Source organism: Serratia sp. C2(1) (genome assembly GCF_036352655.1).
Taxonomy (GTDB): Bacteria; Pseudomonadota; Gammaproteobacteria; order Enterobacterales; family Enterobacteriaceae; genus Serratia; species Serratia inhibens.
The window spans coordinates 2,638,907-2,654,355 of sequence record NZ_JAZFBA010000001.1; the positions used below are offsets into that span (position 1 = coordinate 2,638,907).

18 protein-coding genes and 1 pseudogene are annotated in these 15,449 nt (G+C 57.4%); 8 read left to right on the forward strand and 11 right to left on the reverse strand.

All coding sequences use genetic code 11. The features are described from left to right. Positions 1 to 106: 106 nt before the first annotated feature. From V2S86_RS12335 to V2S86_RS12345, 3 genes and pseudogenes are all read left to right on the forward strand, one after another. Positions 107 to 958 (forward strand): YPO3983 family protein, encoded by an 852-nt coding sequence (locus V2S86_RS12335; protein ID WP_330762647.1) that lies wholly within the window; start codon positions 107 to 109, stop codon positions 956 to 958. Further along, a complete protein-coding gene (locus V2S86_RS12340) occupies positions 942 to 1,406 on the forward strand; it encodes a DUF943 family protein (protein WP_330762648.1) in 465 nt (154 codons plus the stop codon). Before V2S86_RS12335 ends, V2S86_RS12340 begins: the two co-directional genes overlap by 17 nt. Next, a pseudogene (locus tag V2S86_RS12345) lies at positions 1,407 to 1,520 on the forward strand (DUF3289 family protein); the annotation flags it as partial. It abuts the gene before it with no gap. 207 nt (positions 1,521 to 1,727) lie between these two features. Here the strand turns inward: V2S86_RS12345 and V2S86_RS12350 are convergent. From V2S86_RS12350 to V2S86_RS12380, 7 genes are all read right to left on the reverse strand, one after another. Continuing rightward, positions 1,728 to 2,510: a phosphate/phosphite/phosphonate ABC transporter substrate-binding protein gene (locus V2S86_RS12350; protein ID WP_330762649.1), complete on the reverse strand. Its 783-nt coding sequence runs from the start codon at positions 2,508 to 2,510 to the stop codon at positions 1,728 to 1,730. A 5-nt stretch (positions 2,511 to 2,515) separates the two neighbouring features. After that, positions 2,516 to 3,292, reverse strand: coding sequence for an ABC transporter permease (locus V2S86_RS12355; protein ID WP_330762650.1), 777 nt, complete (start codon positions 3,290 to 3,292; stop codon positions 2,516 to 2,518). After that, positions 3,289 to 4,224, reverse strand: a complete 936-nt coding sequence (locus V2S86_RS12360; RefSeq protein WP_330762651.1) for an ABC transporter ATP-binding protein — start codon at positions 4,222 to 4,224, stop codon at positions 3,289 to 3,291. The genes V2S86_RS12355 and V2S86_RS12360 overlap by 4 nt, the downstream gene beginning before the upstream one ends. Beyond that, on the reverse strand, positions 4,221 to 5,381 hold the full coding sequence (locus V2S86_RS12365) for an ABC transporter permease (RefSeq protein WP_330762652.1): 1,161 nt from the start codon (positions 5,379 to 5,381) through the stop codon (positions 4,221 to 4,223). Before V2S86_RS12365 ends, V2S86_RS12360 begins: the two co-directional genes overlap by 4 nt. A gap of 73 nt (positions 5,382 to 5,454) precedes the next feature. Beyond that, complete coding sequence (gene osmF, locus V2S86_RS12370) at positions 5,455 to 6,387, reverse strand: glycine betaine ABC transporter substrate-binding protein OsmF (RefSeq protein ID WP_330762653.1); 933 nt, start codon at positions 6,385 to 6,387, stop codon at positions 5,455 to 5,457. Positions 6,388 to 6,416: 29 nt separating this feature from the next. Further along, positions 6,417 to 7,484 (reverse strand): fatty acid desaturase, encoded by a 1,068-nt coding sequence (locus V2S86_RS12375; RefSeq protein ID WP_330762654.1) that lies wholly within the window; start codon positions 7,482 to 7,484, stop codon positions 6,417 to 6,419. 88 nt (positions 7,485 to 7,572) lie between these two features. Beyond that, positions 7,573 to 8,049 (reverse strand): OsmC family protein, encoded by a 477-nt coding sequence (locus V2S86_RS12380; RefSeq protein ID WP_330762655.1) that lies wholly within the window; start codon positions 8,047 to 8,049, stop codon positions 7,573 to 7,575. Between the two features lie 229 nt (positions 8,050 to 8,278). On the opposite strand from V2S86_RS12380, the gene V2S86_RS12385 reads away from it, so the two are divergent. Next, a complete protein-coding gene (locus V2S86_RS12385; RefSeq protein WP_330762656.1) occupies positions 8,279 to 9,067 on the forward strand; it encodes a PhzF family phenazine biosynthesis protein in 789 nt (262 codons plus the stop codon). 63 nt (positions 9,068 to 9,130) lie between these two features. Here the strand turns inward: V2S86_RS12385 and V2S86_RS12390 are convergent, their stop codons facing one another. Beyond that, the gene (locus tag V2S86_RS12390; RefSeq protein ID WP_330762657.1) at positions 9,131 to 10,039 is read right to left on the reverse strand and encodes a LysR substrate-binding domain-containing protein; all 909 of its coding nucleotides are present in this window, start codon (positions 10,037 to 10,039) and stop codon (positions 9,131 to 9,133) included. Between the two features lie 139 nt (positions 10,040 to 10,178). Between V2S86_RS12390 and V2S86_RS12395 the strand changes: the two genes are divergently transcribed. Further along, positions 10,179 to 10,799, forward strand: coding sequence for a hydrolase (locus V2S86_RS12395; protein ID WP_330762658.1), 621 nt, complete (start codon positions 10,179 to 10,181; stop codon positions 10,797 to 10,799). Between the two features lie 45 nt (positions 10,800 to 10,844). Beyond that, complete coding sequence (locus tag V2S86_RS12400) at positions 10,845 to 11,390, forward strand: antibiotic biosynthesis monooxygenase (RefSeq protein WP_073438909.1); 546 nt, start codon at positions 10,845 to 10,847, stop codon at positions 11,388 to 11,390. A gap of 227 nt (positions 11,391 to 11,617) precedes the next feature. Here the strand turns inward: V2S86_RS12400 and V2S86_RS12405 are convergent, their stop codons facing one another. Beyond that, a complete protein-coding gene (locus tag V2S86_RS12405; protein ID WP_004942141.1) occupies positions 11,618 to 12,748 on the reverse strand; it encodes a Gfo/Idh/MocA family protein in 1,131 nt (376 codons plus the stop codon). 93 nt (positions 12,749 to 12,841) lie between these two features. Between V2S86_RS12405 and V2S86_RS12410 the strand changes: the two genes are divergently transcribed. Beyond that, positions 12,842 to 12,970: a hypothetical protein gene (locus V2S86_RS12410; protein ID WP_330762659.1), complete on the forward strand. Its 129-nt coding sequence runs from the start codon at positions 12,842 to 12,844 to the stop codon at positions 12,968 to 12,970. Positions 12,971 to 12,985: 15 nt separating this feature from the next. On the opposite strand, the gene V2S86_RS12415 is transcribed toward V2S86_RS12410, so the two are convergent. Together V2S86_RS12415 and V2S86_RS12420 are read right to left on the reverse strand one after the other, a co-directional pair. Continuing rightward, positions 12,986 to 13,609, reverse strand: coding sequence for a glutathione S-transferase family protein (locus tag V2S86_RS12415; protein ID WP_330762660.1), 624 nt, complete (start codon positions 13,607 to 13,609; stop codon positions 12,986 to 12,988). Between the two features lie 12 nt (positions 13,610 to 13,621). Further along, complete coding sequence (locus tag V2S86_RS12420) at positions 13,622 to 13,810, reverse strand: DUF1127 domain-containing protein (protein WP_330762661.1); 189 nt, start codon at positions 13,808 to 13,810, stop codon at positions 13,622 to 13,624. A gap of 176 nt (positions 13,811 to 13,986) precedes the next feature. On the opposite strand from V2S86_RS12420, the gene V2S86_RS12425 reads away from it, so the two are divergent. After that, the gene (locus V2S86_RS12425) at positions 13,987 to 15,441 is read left to right on the forward strand and encodes an aminotransferase-like domain-containing protein (RefSeq protein WP_330762662.1); all 1,455 of its coding nucleotides are present in this window, start codon (positions 13,987 to 13,989) and stop codon (positions 15,439 to 15,441) included. Positions 15,442 to 15,449 lie beyond the last annotated feature (8 nt).

Here is a 15,449-nt window from a genome sequence, read left to right on the forward strand (position 1 = left end):
CCGAATCCAGGCCAGAAGAATTGCGCAACATTTACACCGCCACATTTCACAACGTATTATCCCCTTGTGAAAACCCAATGGACTGCAATACAAGGAATGTATCACCATGTCTGCATTAGAGTTTCCCTGCACTATATTCAAGACCAAAAGGCAAATGGACGATTATGGCGCAGAGGATATGCGTTATGGGGACTTATCCGAAACGCAGCTAAAAACGCATTTCCGACTGGTGGATGTTTCTGCCCAAGTGAATCCTTACACGCTGACAAGCATCACCCCATTTAACCAGCCACAGTTGATGCTTCATGGATCCCGTGAAAAGGGCGAGAAAATCACCCGGCAGGAGTGTGCCAAAATATTGTTCAATGAGTTTCGCCATCTCTCTCAGTCTTTTGCCATATATGGTCCCTACAAACACCTGATCGAGAAAATGATCACCCATATGCAAAGCAGCAACGGCTCTGTATTCACTAGTATGCACCTGGACGCTGCTTTGAAAGAGCAGATACTTAACGATAGATCGCCAGATAATAGCTCACGGCTGTTGTTGAAAACAGTGCTAGATAAGAATATAGACTGGGAGGAAAAATGTTATCCCGCAGAAAAAAATCAAAAACTAAAAGACGCCATTCTTTTTAGTAAGCTGCCTAAATTTGACAGATCTGAGGATAATTTTAACGGGATGGGTATCACTGTTCATGATATTTGGGCTACACATATCACAATAAAATCACTGCATATTGATAATGATCACTACCGTGCGATGGTACATTACAAAGTACAGGATCATTTCGGCCTGGATAGTGACGATATTTCAAAATTTAAATTTAACCAGTTCCGTTTTTTCCGTATCTGGTTTGTTCTTCAGAGATACAATCAGTTTGGCTTTAAACCCTTTATGACCAATATGGAAGCTACTGTAGAAATAACCGGGAGACGTAATGAAAGCAAAAAATAAAAAAATTCTCTTTGTCCTGATGCTGGCTATCTGTGCTCCGTCAGGATACTTCCTCTGGTTATCGCAGCGTACGGTAGAAATCATAGCCGTTCATCAACGACATGAAATCAGTTCTATATTGGTTAATAATTTCCCATTTACTGATAGAGGGAGAATAGCCTGGTGGCTTAAAAATAAAGACATGCTAAAAAATCGATACGGAGCCCCAAGACCAGATCGCGATGGAAGCTTTACTATTATTTTTTGGGATTTTGGCGATGGATATAAAGAAGAAGGCAAGTCTGACAGATTGTGCTTTGACAATATGAAAGCAGTTAAAAACTGTATAGAAAAAGAAAGATACATGACAATTTACAAATTTAACAATGAAGAACCTTTTTTTTCTTTCGATGGTAAAAGATATATAGCCAACTCAAAAGGAGAAATAGTAAAAATAAAAGATGAGTAAATTACCGTTCATGATACTTGAGCGACAGATATCGCAATAAGTTAACTGCATATTAATAATGTTCGCTATCGTGCGGTTGTGCATTACAAAGTGCAGGATAATTTCGGTATAGAGATTGCTGGAAGAATGAGACAAAAGCGGTAACCCCTTCCCGCCAACGTCAATGTATTTCAGTACGGCGATTTCCGCTAAAAGCGGGTTTACACCTCTCGACTGGCGGCAATCGCCGCCCGGCACACTCACAGCGTCGACCACTATCACATGTGGTTTTTTGTATGTAAAAATAGTTTTAACCCGCCAGCTCGCCCAAGTGGGGAACGCCTACAGCGCCGTCACCCCCAGCGCGGCGGCCTGTTGTTCCAGCGCAGTGATTTTTTGATACGCCGAACGGGGTACCAGCGTGAAATCGCCGATCAACAGGTTGTCGCTCACCGCCTCTCCCACCATCGCCTTCGCCCCGGCACGCAATATTTCCAGCTGTTCCGGCGGCGTATGCGCAGAGGTAATCAGCGGCAACCCGGGAACGACGGCCGTCCGGCCAATAATTTTCAACCCCGTCAGTGCCTGCGGTTGCGCCCGTTTGAGCAATTCCAGGCTGATGCAGTCGATGGCCGCAATGTCCGCTTCGCGGTTTTGGATCAGTTTGATCGATTGATAATGCGCGCCGGAAGCGATGGCGGCGCGAAAGAATTTTCCGTCTTGCGCCAAAGGCGCGATCAGTGCGCGCAGGCTGTTATGGCCAGACTGCGAATCTGTGCTGTTATAGGCCGCTACCCGGCCGCGAAAATCCGCCAGGCTTTCGCCCCGCTCATCATCGCGGACCACCAACCAGCTGCTGTACTCCGGCCCCTCGCAACCTTCGACGCGATAGTGATAAGTGCCGACCAACTGTACCTGCGGCAGGCTGCTGACCAGCGGATAACCGCAGGTCTGGCTGAGCAGGACATCGTCCTGCTGCCAATGCCGCGCCAAATCTTGCGGCCAGCTCAGTTGCGGCGGCAAATCCGCCAGCCCCAAATCTTGAAGTTTTTCGCGCAGCACCTGCCAAAAGGCCTCGGCCGGTTGATGCGTAACGCCGTACATCGGCAAAGATACCTGCTTCATGTTCCTTACCCCGCTGAAGAATCTACCGGCGTCTGCTGACGCCAGGCGGTGAGATAGCGCACCCAGCGCTCAAACAGCATGTCGGTGATGATCGCCAGCAAGGCCACCACCGCCGCCCCCTGAATGACATAAGCGGTATTGAAACCGCTCAGGCCGATGATGATCGGCGAACCCAGCGTTTTGGTGCCCACGGTGGAGGCGATCGCCGCCGTGCCGATGTTAATGATGACCGACGTGCGGATGCCGGCGACAATCACCGGCGCCGCCAGCGGCAGCTCGACGCGCCACAAGATCTGCCTGGCGTTCATCCCCACCCCCTGCGCAATCTCGCGCGTGGCGCTGGGCACCGATTCAATCCCCGCCAGCGTCCCCTGCAAGATGGGCAGCAGGCCATACAGCACCAAGGCAATAATCGCCGGTTGCTCGCTAAAACCCATCACCGGCACGGCAATCGCCAGCACCGCCACCGGCGGGAAGGTCTGACCGACCGCCACCAGGGTTTCCACCAGCGAGCGGAACTCCTTGCCGGCCCGACGGGTCACGCCAATCCCGGCCGCTACGCCAATCACCACAGCGATCAGGCTGGAAACCGCCACCAGCAACAGGTGTGCCCACACCAGCGAGATAAAGCTGTCTTGCTGGTAGATCGGCCGGTCCAGATCGGGGAACCAGGCGGCGAACAGCCCGTGCAAATGATTCATGCCAAACACCAGCGCCAGCAGCAAAGCAAAGGTCCAGGGCAGCGGATCGCGCAGCCAGCGCGTGGAGCGCTGCGCACTCATGACAGCGCCTTTTGGCTAATCAGATCGTTGAAATGCAGCACGCCGAGCGCTTCGCCCTGTTCGCCCACCACCGGTAAACGTTCACTGCCGCGCGCCACAAACACCGACAGGGCTTCGCGCAGGCTCATGGCGGCAGCGATCGGCTCGCCGTCAGCACGGCCGGGGCGCACACGCTCCGCCACCGTTCCCAGCGACAGCAGCTTGATGCCGCGATCGCTGCGGCCAAAGAAATCGCGGACAAAATCGTTGGCCGGCGCGGTCAGCAGTTCCAGCGGCGTGCCCTGCTGCACAATGCGCCCTTGATCGAGCAATACGATGCGGTCCGCCAGCGCCAGCGCTTCGTCGATGTCGTGCGTCACCAGCACTATGGTGCGTCCGGAAAGATGATGAATGCGCGCGATCTCCGTTTGCAGCGCCGCACGCGTTACCGGATCCAGCGCACCGAAAGGCTCATCCATCAGCAGCACCTCAGGATCGGCGGCCAGCGCGCGCGCCACCCCAACCCGCTGCTGCTGCCCGCCGGAAAGCTGGTGCGGGTAGCGGCGGCGGAACAGATCCGGCTCCAGGTGCAGCAGCTCCAGCAGCTCGGTCACCCGGTCGCGGATGCGCGCTCGCGGCCATTTCAGCAGTTGCGGCACGGTGGCGATGTTCTCCTCCACCGTCCAGTGCGGAAACAGCCCGATCGACTGGATGGCATACCCCATCCGGCGGCGCAGGTCCTGAGGTTTGAATTTCTGGATCTCTTCGCCGGCAAAATAAATCTTGCCCTGATCGTGTTCGATCAGCCGGTTGATCATTTTTAACGTCGTGGATTTACCGGAACCCGAGGTGCCGATCAGTACGGCAAATTCGCCCTCGGCAATCTGCAGCGTAAGGTCGTCCACCGCCGGCTTGCCCTGAAAAATTTTGCTGACCTGAGTAAAGTGAATCATCGGCGTGAAACTTCCAATAATGAAACCATAAATTTAAACAGCGAATCGACGATTACCGCCATCACGATCACCGGGATCACCCCCAGCAGTACCAAATCCAGCGCGCTGCTGAGCAGGCCCTGGAAGACAATGGCGCCAAACCCCCCGGCACCGATCAACGCCGCCACCACCGCCATGCCGACGGTTTGCACCGCCAGAATGCGCACGCCGGTCAAAAACAGCGGTAATGCCAACGGCAACTGCACGCGGAAGAAAATCTGCCCGCGCGTCAGACCCATGCCGCGGGCAGACTCGATCACGCTGGCCGGCACGCTTTGCAGCCCGGCCACCACGCTGCGCACCAGCGGCAACAGGGCATACAGCACCAGCGCAACGATCGCCGGCGCCATGCCGATGCCGCTGACGCCGTGCTCCGCCAGCCACGGCACCGCCGTCGCCAACCCGGCCAAAGGCGCTATCAGCAGGCCAAACAGCGCAATCGAGGGCACGGTCTGGATAATGTTCAGGGTCGAGAAAATCGGCGTTTGCCAGCGGCGTGAACGGAAACACAGCACCCCGAGCGGCACGCCAATCAACAGCGCCGGCACCAGCGTCGCCAGCAGAATGGCCAGGTGCTGCAACAGCGCGGCGTCAAATACCTCCTGCCGGTTGTAGTACTCCTTCAGCAGTGAAAGCTGATCCAACCGATGCCCAAACAGCAGCGCCACCGCAGGCAGCAGCACCAGCAGATTGCCGAGGATACGCCACAGGTGCGAGGCGGCGAGTCGCGTCATGGCGTCTGCGGCCATCAGCAGGCTCAGCGCCAATATCAACCAGCAACCGCTGCCCCAGGAAGTGCGCGCCAGTTTGGAGCCTTCCTGCGCCAGTTGTTGCGCGGCATGGCCGCTCAGCCAGAAGGCCAGCGTCAGCAATGCCGAAGCGGCCAGCGCGGTGAGCAAGGCATTGCGCCTGCTCGGCGCCAACAGGCTAAGCGCCGCCAGCACCAGCATCGGCGCCAACAGCCACAACGCCGGGCCATGCAGCAGGGAGATCAGGGAAATGGGCTTGCCCGACAGCAGGCGATTGGGGGCATAGCTGAGAAACGGCAGGCCAAATGCGGCCAGCAGCAACAGGATAAGCAATGTCAGTAAAACGCGGTTTTTTACGGCAATAATCAAAGAAACTCTCCGGCTCCATATCTGGTGGGCCGTATCCCGCCCCTCTCCCAAAGGGAGAGGGGAAAGATCGGCATTATCCCTTAACAAATCCTTTCTCTTTCAGATAAGCGGCCGCAACCTGTTTGGCATCCTGGCCTTCCACCGCGATCTGCGCATTGAGTTTCTGCAGCGTCGGGCCATCCAGCGAGGCAAATACCGGCTTCAGCAATTCGGCGATATTGGCGTGCTGTTGCAACGCCGCCTCGCGGATAATCGGCGCCGGCGCATAAATCGGCTGCACGCCTTTTGGATCTTCCAGCGTTTGCAGCCCCAGCGCCGCCACCGGGCCGTCGGTGCCGTAGGCCATTGCCGCATTCACGCCGGAGGTTTGCTCCGCCGCCGCCTTGATGGTCACGGCGGTATCGCCGCCGGCCAGCGACAACAGTTGATCCTGATTCAGTTTAAAGCCGTAAGCATTTTGGAACGCCGGCAGCGCATCCGGGCGTTCGATAAACTCCGCCGAAGCCGCCAGCTTGAATTTGCCGCCGCCGTTGATCCACTTGCCCAGGTCGGCCAGGGTTTTCAGGTGGTTGGCATCCGCCACGTCCTGACGGATGGCGATAGTCCAGGTGTTGTTGGCCGGCGAGGCAGCCAGCCAGACGATTTTGTTCTTGTCATAATCGAGTTTCTTCACCTTCTCGAAACCGGCCTGGGCATTTTTCCATGCCGGGTCTTTTTCGTCGGAGAAGAAAAATGCGCCGTTGCCGGTGTATTCCGGGTAGACGTCAATTTCGCCGGAGGTGATCGCCCCGCGCAGCACCTTGGTGGTGCCGAGCTGCAATTTGTTGGTGGTTTTGATGCCGTTGGATTCCAGCACCTGCACAATGATGTTGCCGAGCAGCGAGCCTTCGGTGTCGATTTTGGAGCCGACGCGCACCGTATCGGCCGCCTGCGCCACGCCGACGCTCGCGGCGAGCAAGGTCAACGCCAGAGCAAAGAAACGTCCACGTGATGGGGTGATAGCCATACTTTTTCCTCTTGTTGTGTGTTTTCCGGCTATTTGGCCAGATCGATTGGAAAATCCTGAGAAGCGCGCTTCCATCGCGCAATCAATGTCTCTGCCGGCCAGGCGTCATATTCGCCCTGGTGCGCCGCCGGCACCTCACCGCCGCTGAAAGGGTGAACCTCAACGGCAACCGGAGTAAACGCGTAGTCGCTCACCCATTGGCCATAGCCCTGCACCACAAACCCCTGGCTACGCTGCCGATACGCGCCGCGCTCCGCCAGATACACTTCCCGTAAACCGTACCACGGCAAGCCGGGCAGGTCATGATGAACTAAATGATAGTTCAGATTGAGAAACAGCAGCCGCCACGGCCACGCCGCCTCATTAATAATAGAACGTGCCTGCGGAGCTTCAACGGCGCGGTGCTCAAAAAACGATCTCACCTTGGTCAGCGCCAGCGCCGGGTAACTGACGGCCAACAGATAAAACGCCGCGCCAATGCCCCGTTGTTGCAGCCACCCCAGCACCGCCGCCAGCAGCAGCAGATGTACCAGCCACATCGCCAGCGTACGCAGTTCGCCGGCGGCAATAGCCTTCAGTGCATTGACCAGCGTGGCGGCGATATCCAGCGCCGGGCCAAGCGTAATGCGCCCGGCCAGCGTATTGCGCACTTTCGCCAACAGCGGAAACAGCCGAGGGAAACGCTGCCATTGGGCCTGGCTGAAATAATAGCTTTCGGGATCTTCATGCGGATCGGTCAGGTGTTCGTTGCGGTGGTGCTGAATATGCGAATCGCGATACAGACCATAGGGATACCAGATCGCCAGCGGCAACAGCCCAAACAGCTGATTGAGTCGCGGCCAGCGCGTTGGGTGGCCGTGGATAAGTTCATGTTGCAGCGACATATACCAGGTGGTCTGCAGGATCAGCAGCGGTGTGCCGAGCCACGGCCCCAGCGTCTGCCAGTGCTGCGCCACGCCAAACCAGCCGCCGTAGACTGCCGCCATAATGCCCCAGGTCGGCAGCTCCAGGCGCCAGTACCAACGCCGTTTAAGCTGCCGGATCCAGCTGCGCTGGGCAGAATGCAAATAGTGGCTGTGGCGTTGGGTTGAAGACATGCTGCGGCTCGCTGTGGGAGATTTTCCCCAGTATCTGCGAGCCGCATGGGCGCTCAAAATAACGAAAGCGGTAAAGCAAAGTTAAAAATCAGCTATTTGCGTAAACGGCCTGCGGCTGACATTCGATAGGGAAATTGACCGAGTTGGCGATAAAGCACAGGTGGTGTGCTTTTTCATGCAGTTGCTGCGCCAGTTGCAGATCGTCGCCGTCCCGCACCGTTACCCGCGGGCGTAGCGTAACCGCAGTAAAGAACCCGCCGCGCTGGGCGTCTTCGCGCATGATGCCGACGGCGTTGTCCTGATAGGCCAGCACCGAAATCCCCGACGTGGCGCACAGGTGCAGATACCAAAGTTTGTGGCAGGCGCTGACTGACGCCACCAGCAGATCCTCCGGGTTCCAGCGGGCGGCGTCGCCGCGAAAAGCCGGGTCGGCGGAACCGGCAATATCCGCCTTGCCTGCGGCGCTGATGCGATGATCGCGGCCGTAAGATTTGTAATCCGGCGTACCTGCGCCCAGATTGCCTTCCCAGTTCACTGCCACGTCGTACCGATGTTCACCTTTCATTACCCGATTTTCCTTTTGCCATGCATCAAAAAACGCTAATCAAAGAAAGACCCGCGACAACTATTGGCGGAAAAATGCCAAGGGGCAAGGGACGTTTTTATCCGGCAGTGCGATAGTGACGCTTTCTCACGATCGCCGCATTTTTTATGCGGCCCCATCAAATATCATCTCTAATACTGAACGTAAAATTACAATATAATGACCAAAAAACGAAACGAGAGGATGACCGATGCGCCACAAAATGTACCAGGTTGACGCCTTTTCTGAACGGGTGTTCGGCGGCAATCCTGCTGCGGTGCTGGTTCTTGATGATTGGCTGCCGGATAGCCTCATGCAGGCCATCGCCGCAGAAAACAATCTTGCGGAAACGGCTTTTGTTAAACCCGGCAAGGCGGGTTGGGATCTCCGGTGGTTTACGCCGACCCTGGAAGTCGATTTCTGCGGCCACGCTACGCTGGCCGCTGCGCATATACTGGTAACCGAATACGGTATCGCGGGAACCTTGTCGTTTTCCGCCCGGGTGGGCCAGTTGAAGGTGGACGCAATGGAAAACGGCTATCTGTTGGATTTACCCTGCATTCCCCCGGAACCTCTCTCCCAGCTTCCGGCCGCTATCGCCCCGCTGTTCAGTGAGTTGGCCGTCAGCCACTTCCGCAGTTTCGAGAATATTTTCGTGGTATTGGCAGACGAAGAGGCGGTCATAGGTTACCAACCCGACCTCAATAAGCTGGCGGAACTCGGGCCGGTCGGCGTGGTGATCACGGCAGAAGGCAAAGATTATGACTTCGTGTCGCGCTACTTTGTCCCTGGTGCCGGTATTCCTGAAGATCCGGTGACGGGCTCGATACATGCCACACTGGTTCCCTTCTGGGCCGCCCGCCTCGGCAAGACCCAACTTTCTGCCTACCAGGCCTCCGTGCGGGGAGGCCATTTGGTGTGCGAATTAAAGGAAAGCAGAGTCACGATCGAGGGCCAGGCCGTCACCTTTATGAAAGCGGAAATCCACCTGCCTGACTAACGCCGGCGTAAGCCCCACTATCGGCAGAGCCGAGTACCTGTACACAATAACGCGTACTCGGTTTCACTCTGCGGGGTACGCGTCCCCGGCATCGGCATACTGCTGCAACCGTTCGCGCCACCATTTTGCCGCCAGGCCGGTGGCGCTTTCACGCCAGCCAAAATAGGCGATATCGCTGCAACGTTCCGCTTCGACGCTTTTCGCCACCAGTTCGCCGCTTTTAAGGTAAGGTTCGGCCAGGTAGCGCGGCAGATAACCGCAGCCAAGACCACGAAGCTGCGCCCGCAGTTTGGCGTCAAAGCCAAAGACCGTCAGTTGATCTTGCTCCTCGAGGATATTCAGGTTCTGCGGTGCATTCACTCGCGAGGTATCGCGCACCACCACGGCCCGGTGCTGCCGGATATCGGCCTTCAGCAAGGGCTCGGCCAGCGCCGCCAGCGGATGCTGCGGGGCCACGGCAAACACGTAATCCAGCCGGCCCAATTGACTGAAAGCATAGCCGACGCGCGACGGCGGTTCACAAATAGCGCCGATAATAATGTCCGCGCAGCCATAAACCAGCGACTCCCAGGAGCCGGCCAACACTTCATGACTAAAGGTGAGGCGGGTATGATGATGGTGCCGATAAAACTCGTCAATCAGCGGCAGCAGCCGTTCGAACGGGAAGGAGGCGTCAATGCCCAGCGTGATCTCGCTCTCCCAGCCGTTTTCCACATAGCGCGCCTGCTGTTCCAGATCCTGCGCCGCCCGCAGCAGCACCCGGCCCTTTTCCAACATCAGTTTGCCGGTATCGGTGAATTTCGCCCGGTGGCCGGAACGGTCAAGCAGGGTAATCTCAAGGTCACTCTCCAGTTTTTGCACCATATAGCTCAACGCCGATGGCGTTTTGAACAGTGCCGAAGCCGCAGCGGCGAACGAGCCGTGCCGATCCAGCGCATCCAAAATCAGTAACGCTTCCAGGTTTAGTCTCACCGCATTCCCCCGTGTATAAAAAAACTCAACAAGATGGCAAAAATTCTGCGCTATCTTTGAAATCGGCCCCTGTCTACCCTGCATTTTATCGGCTTTGCATTACAGCGATTAATTCGCAGTAGGATTGGGAAAGTAAATCATGTCTGAATTTCAATTACTTGATAAAGATAACTCTGCACTGATTTTTATCGACCACCAGCCGCAGATGGCCTTTGGCGTGACTAATATTGATCGCCGGCTACTGAAAAACAACGCTGTCGGTCTGGCCAAAGCCAGCAAGATTTTTAACGTTCCCACTGTATTCAGCGCGGTCGAAACCGAGCGTTTCAGCGGCGATATCTGGCCGGAACTGCTGGCAGTTCGCCCTGACATCGCCCCCCTTAAACGCGCCTCAATGAACGCCTGGGAAGACGCCGCTTTCATCAAAGCCATTGCGGCCACCGGCCGCAAGAAACTGGTGATATCCGCACTGTGGAGCGAAACGGGTTTGACCTTCCCGGCATTGATGGCGCTGGAAGCCGGTTACGAAGTTTACCTGGTTACCGATACCTCCGGCGGCACCTCGGACGATGTGCATGAGCGCGCGATCGCACCGTTGATCCAGGCGGGGGCCGCTCCGGTAACCTGGCAGCAGGTCTTGTTGGAATATCAACGTAACTGGGCGCACAAAGAAACCTACGACGCCGTGATGGCGCTGATGCGCGACCACCGCGGCACTGACGCGCCGGTGCCTCCTGCTCCGGCACGCGCGGCAAAATAATCTTCTGCCCCGGCTGCACGCCAGGGTTTTTTGGGAGTTGACTTAATGGTTCATCAGCAGCACGTCACGTTAGTGATCACTCATCGTCTGGCCCCGGGTCAGGAACAGGCCTACGAGGCCTGGCTGAAACGTATTATGCCGGAAGCCGCCGGCTTCGCCGGCCACCTGGGCGTTAACGTGATCCGCCCGACCGGCAGCGAGCAGGTCTATACGATATTGGTGCGTTTCGACAGCATCGACAATTTGAACCAGTGGAACAACTCGCCGCTGCGCAAGAAATACATCGAAGAAGTGGCGCCGCTGTTGCTGGAAGACGACCACGTAGATATTCGCCCCGGCGCGGAATTCTGGTTCACGCCGCCGAGCGCCACGACCCGGCCCCCCGCCAAGTGGAAACAGTTTTTGATCACCCTGCTGGTGATCTTCCCCTCCACCAATCTGGTGCCCTGGTTCTGGGGCAAGCTGCTGCCGCAATTGGGCGGCACGCTGCCCGGCCATTTTCTCAATGACGCTACCGTGGTCGCCCTGGTGGTTTTCCTCTGGATGCCGATCGTGACCCGCGTCTTTCATCAATGGCTCATCCGCCACTAGGCCGTCTGCCAGGAGAGCAGCGAATGGGCATTAGCCCGGATTGGCATTGAGGGGGGGGGGGTTACGCCGTCGGCGGCTTGGGGCGCGTTCGATTGTTCATGCCTGGCGCTTCAATTATATCAAGCTACCAACTTAACAGCTTATTAAGTTGGTAGCTTATGAAGTTGGTAGCTGATTAACATCCTAAGCCATGGCGCCTTCAGCCTGAGTGCGCCATAACCCGCCGCCTAGTCGCGATTGATATCGAGCCAGCGGCGCTGCTCGGCGGAGGCGGCTATCGCATCCAGCACGCAGGAGACTTTCCAGCCTTCCTCGAAATCCGGCCACATGCGATCGCCGGCGGCAATGCCGTTGACCAGATCGCGGATCTCCACGGTTTTCTGATCGTTAAAACCGATGCCGTGCCCGGCGCTGATGCAAAACGCCGCGTAGTCCGGGTGCTTCGGCCCCACCAGCAGCGTTTTGAAGCCCTGCCGCTCTGCCGGTTCGTCATGACGATACAGCTTCAGTTCCGCCATCCGCTCCTGGGTGTAGCTGAGCGTACCTTTGGTGCCGGTCACTACGTAGGTCAGCCCCATCTTGCGCCCGCAGGCAATGCGCGAGGTTTCGATAGTGCCCATGGCGCCACCGGCAAAACGCACCAGCGCACTGGCCTGATCTTCGTTTTCCACGTCGTGCATCACCGTCGGGTCTTTGGCATCCGGCCGCCGTTTGATGATGGTCTGCATGTCGCCGGAGACCGCCACGATATCGCCCACCAGGTAATGCGCCATGTTGACGATATGCGCCGCCAGATCCCCCAGCGCGCCCAATCCGGCGCTGGCCTTGCGGCAGTGCCAGTCTATCGGGGTACGCGGATCGGCGAGATAATCCTCATTGTGGGTGCCGTAGAAATGCACCACCTCGCCAATCTCGCCGTTGGCGATAATTTCGCGCGCCAGCTGGCTGGTCGGGTTCTTCATGTAGTTGAAACCCACCAGCGTTTTAACCCCTTTGGCGCGGGCGGCCTGCACCATTTCGGCGGCATCGTTGGCGTCCAGCGCCAGCGGTTTTTCGGAATAAACATGCTTGCCGTGGCGGATCGCCTCCAGCGCCATCTCCTTGTGCAGGAAGTTTGGCGCGCAGATATCCACCACATCTATAGCCGGATCCGCAACCAACTGCCGCCAGTCGCCGGTAGAGCGTGAGAAACCAAATTCGGCGGCGCGCTGTTGCGCCAGCTCCGGCGTCACTTCCGCCAGCATTTCCAGCACCAGTTCGCCTTTCAGTGGAAATACCGTGGCCGCCTGCGCATAAGCAATAGCGTGGCAACGCCCAATGTAGCCGGTGCCGATTAACCCAACGCGTACCTGTTTCATCACCTTCTCCCCTGCCGATATCCGTCATGTGGCCGGCGCGCCGCTTAATGAAACGCGCCATCTGAGACAAGGTTATATGGAATATAAATTTCAATGACAAGCCAAAGGAAAAATAAAACTCATATCCGTGATGCCGTTCATGAAACCCTGCAGACCATGATGCAACGGCACGGCGATCGCGTTACGCTGCATCCGGCGGTGAAGAACGAGCGGATAAAATGAATATTTTATTTCATATCACGGCAAACCGTTGGCGCCATACAGCAAGAACCCCGGCCGCTGTTTAAGCCGCTGCAGATACGCATTCAGACTCGGGTAATCCGGGCGCGAGAACGGCGTCATCAACCAGCGGTTCAACGACAGCCCGATCACCACGTCCGCCAGGCTAAAAGCCGCGCCGGCCATATAAGCCTGCCCCTGCGCCAGATGCTGTTCCAGTATGCCCATCAGCCGGTTCCACTCCCTTTCGGCGTCCGCCAACCGGGCCTGATCCTGATAAGCGGCATCCTGACGCACCCGCGACATGAACACATAGCGCCAGGCGTTGTTCAGATCGGTAGCCTGCCAGTCCATCCACATCTCAACCCCGGCCCGCGCGCCCGGCTCCAGCGGCAGCAGATCCTGTCGCCCTTCACGGCCCACCAGGTAGCGGCAAATCGTATTGGATTCCCACAGCACCCGCTCGCCGTCGATCAGTACCGGCACCAACCCGTTGGGATTCAGCGCCAAAAACGCCGGTTCCTGGGTGGAGCGAAAACCGCTGCCCCAATCCTCCCGCTGCAATGCCACTTCCAGTTCATGACAGGTCCACAACACCTTGCGCACGTTAATCGATGACGCCTTACCCAATAACTTCAGCATACCGTTTCCTTATTATTCCAGCCAAAAAGGTTTACGCCCTTCCCGCCGCGCATCGGCGCGCGTCAGACCGATATCCGCCAACTGCGCGTCATCCAGCAGCAACAGCGATTTACGCGTGCGGTGGCGTTGCAGGTACAAACGCCAACGGAAAAAGAATAACCGGCTCCGCACCGGTGCGCCATCTGCAAACAGGGTCATCATTACGTTCTCCTTCGGTTTAGCCTCGACGTTCATGATGCGGCGCGGGTGAAAAAGGGTACAGATTCAAGCTGGGGGTATTTTTTCCATACAAAAGCTGTCTCTGCGTATCTGAATGGTCTAATTTAATCCCATCTGTGCCGGTTATTTTCCCATTCACTCTCATTTTGGGTATCTGTATGACACGCTACGCCACGCTGGCCGCCATCCTTAGCCAACGCATCGAACAGGGGCTTTATCCGGCCGGCGATCGCCTGCCGTCGGTACGTACGCTGAGCCAGGAACACGGCGTCAGCATCAGCACGGTGCAACAGGCTTATCGCCTGCTGGAAGAGAGCCAACTGGTGGAAGCGCGGCCGAAATCGGGCTATTTCGTGCGGGGGCTGCGCACTTTGGCCGAGCTGCCCGCCGTCACCCGCCCGGTACAACGACCGGTGGATATTTCGCAGTGGGAGCAGGTGCTGGATCTGATCCGCAACAAGCCACGTGAAGATCTGATACAGCTGGGGCGTGGCATGCCGGATATCAGCGAACCGACGCTGAAACCGCTGATGAAGGCGCTGGGGCATATGGGCCGCCACGGCGATCTGCGCAGCCTGTATTACGACAATATTCAGGGCGTGATGGGCTTGCGTGAGCAAATCGCCCGTCTGCTGCTGGATTCCGGCTGCCAGATAAGCGCCGACCAGTTGGTGATCACTACCGGTTGCCATGAGGCGCTGTCCGCCGGGCTGCGCGCCGTGTGCCAGCCGGGGGACATTGTGGCGGTGGACTCCCCCTGTTTTCACGGCACCATGCAAACGCTGAAAGGGCTGGGCATGAAAGCGCTGGAAGTCCCTACCGATCCGCTGACCGGCATCAGCCTGGAAGCGCTGGAAATGGCGCTGGACCAGTGGCCAATCAAGGCAATTCTGCTGACGCCCAACTGCAACAACCCGCTGGGCTACATCATGCCCGAGGCACGCAAGCAGCGCTTGCTGACGCTGGCGCAGCGCCATGATGTGGCGATCATCGAAGATGACGTCTATGGCGATATCGCTTACCAGTATCCGCGGCCGCGCACCATCAAGTCCTTCGACGACGATGGCCGCGTGTTGCTGTGCAGTTCCTTTTCCAAAACGCTGGCCCCCGGCCTGCGCATCGGCTGGATTGCCCCCGGCCGCTATCTGGAGCGCGTGTTGCACATGAAATATATCGGCACCGGCTCCACCGCCACCCAACCGCAATTGGCGATTGCCGACTTTATTCGCCACGGCCATTACCTGCAGCATCTGCGGCGCATGCGTACCCGCTACCAACAAAACCGCGATCGGATGACCGGTTGGATCATGAAATATTTCCCGCCCGGCACCCGCGTCAGCCAGCCGCGCGGCGGTTTCATGCTGTGGATTGAGCTGGACGACGAATTTGATACCCTGCGGCTGAACCGCTATCTGGAGCAACAAGGCGTGCAGATCGCCGTCGGCAGCATTTTTTCCGCCTCCGGCAAATACCGTAACTGTCTGCGCATCAACTACGCCCCGAAACTGACGCCAGAAATCGAGCAGGCGGTTCGCCGGGTCGGCGAGACCATCCAAAGCCTCCTGTTGCCGCCGGTAGCCGGCATTGAAAGCGCCCTCGCGCAGCGGGGTTAAAGCTTGTC